This is a genomic window from Polaromonas sp. P1_E3, assembly GCF_056405935.1.
In genome coordinates this window covers 1-902 of the sequence record NZ_JBFUBD010000718.1, presented here as the reverse complement: position 1 = coordinate 902, position 902 = coordinate 1, and the positions used below count along the sequence as shown (strand labels likewise).

The window sequence follows — 902 nt, the reverse complement described above, 5'->3', positions numbered from 1 at the left end:
CCAATGCGCTGCGGGCGCTGCCGAAACTGGAAGCGCTGCTGACATGAGGAAGGATGCTGCGGACACCGCTAAACCGGTGCTGGCGGGCCTGGCGCCGCTGGTTTCTGCCGACACCCGCCTGCTGATACTGGGGAGCTTTCCGGGCGCAGCCTCGCTGGCTGCGCAGCAGTACTATGGCCACCCACAAAACCATTTCTGGAAGATTTTGCAAGCCATTTGGCCCGATGGACCAATAGGGACGAGCGCGAGCAGCTATGAAATTCGTAGCAAATGGCTTTTGTCGAAAGGGCTTGGCCTGTGGGATGTGTACGCGGCCTGTGAACGCGAGGGCAGCCTGGACAGCGCAATCCGCAATGCGCAGGTGAATGACCTCGCCAGCTTGCGGCAACTGTGCCCGGCACTGGAAGCGATTGCGCACAACGGCGGCGAAAGCTTCAAGCATGCCAGACACACGCTGGCGCTGGGCTTGCCGGTTTATAAATTGCCCTCGACCAGCCCCGCGAACGCCTCCTGGAGCTTTGAGCGCAAACTCGCGGCGTGGCGTGAAGTTTTTGAAACGCATGRATTGGTTTGATGTCGAAAAAAGAAACAGCGAAAACGGTGGCCGAATTACCCGAAGTCAATTTTTCTGACTACGGGGAGGTGCGGTTTTTGCACCTGGGCACCGAATGGGTGCAGGGCTCCATGCTGCGCGATGCCCCGTATGACCTCGAGCTGGAGTACGTACAGCGCATGATGGCGGGGCTGCTGTTCACAGACGCTGCGGCGGTGTCCAAAAAGCATGCGATGCAACTGGGCCTGGGCTCTGCGGCGCTCACCAAGTTTTGCTATAAAAAACTGCGCATGAAAACCACGGCGRTTGAAATCAACCCGCAGGTGATCACCGCCTGCCGGCTCTGGTT

2 protein-coding genes are annotated in these 902 nt (G+C 58.9%); both read left to right on the top strand.

What is annotated here, in order from left to right; translation table 11 throughout:
- The first annotated feature begins 43 nt into the window (after nt 1-43).
- Nucleotides 44-574, top strand: a complete 531-nt coding sequence (locus tag AC1D0Z_RS23035) for a DNA-deoxyinosine glycosylase (RefSeq protein ID WP_477660448.1) — start codon at nt 44-46, stop codon at nt 572-574.
- The coding region (locus AC1D0Z_RS23030) for a class I SAM-dependent methyltransferase (protein WP_477660447.1) at nt 574-902 on the top strand (329 nt) is incomplete at its 3' end. The genes AC1D0Z_RS23035 and AC1D0Z_RS23030, both read left to right, overlap by 1 nt.